We start from the raw sequence: 863 nt of genomic DNA on the forward strand, positions 1-863 counted from the left end.
AAAACAGGTAAAAATCCTAGAAAAAGTAATTTGCTTTTTTTCATTTTTCTCCTTAATGTTTAATCGAGTTTATAAAGCATATTTTATAGTATTTTTTTTTTTTTTTGTTTTGGCAAAATTTGTGTCTAATAAGGCAAAAAATAGGTTAGCAAATCATCCTAAATATCACAAAAGCACAAGAAGTTAAACCTAAAATAACTCCTCGTGCTTTATTAGATTGATTATAAATTTCAATATTTTATTTTAGTTTTTTATCGATCTTGGTTCAAATATAAAGTTTGGACCCTTACCTTCTATTCCTTTTAAGAATAAATCGGCAAGCTCTGCAAAATCTGTAAAAACCATAGGTTGTTTTTTGGCTTCTGTTTCCTTTAACTCTGGCGACTTCATTTGTGATTTTGAATCTTGTTTAGAATTATCTTTGCCTTCCTCATCATCAGAAATCCAAGGTTCATTATGATCAGGCAATTCTTGTCATGGTCTCCCTTCTGATTTGGAAACAATTAAATCCTTATTATTATCATCAATAGAAAAGTCAAAATTTTGATTCTTTCCATCATCTTTTTTAGGGTCATAAGTTTTTTTATCAAAACTTTTTTCGCTTTCTGTTTTAATCTTCATATTTTCAGCATTTGTAAAACTTAATTCACCTGGTTCATCATCCTCATCTCAAGGTTCATTATAGTCTGGTTCATTATTTTGCATTGAAATAACACCTAAATCTGTATAACCATCATCAAGAAAATCAAATCCATGATTGCCATCATCCTTAGTTCTGTCGTATTCTTTATATAAATTTTTGTAATAAAAATTATCAATTACATTCTTAATTTCTTCATTAGTTGGGTCACTAAAATCAATTT

The 863-nt window shown here is 27.8% G+C and carries 1 protein-coding gene; it reads right to left on the bottom strand.

From position 1 onward, the window contains the following. Positions 1-243: 243 nt before the first annotated feature. Positions 244-863, bottom strand: a 620-nt coding sequence (locus ACWXVO_RS03145; RefSeq protein ID WP_456002579.1) for a hypothetical protein, incomplete at its 5' end; no start/stop codon positions are given.

The organism is Mycoplasma sp. 1890 (assembly GCF_053851615.1).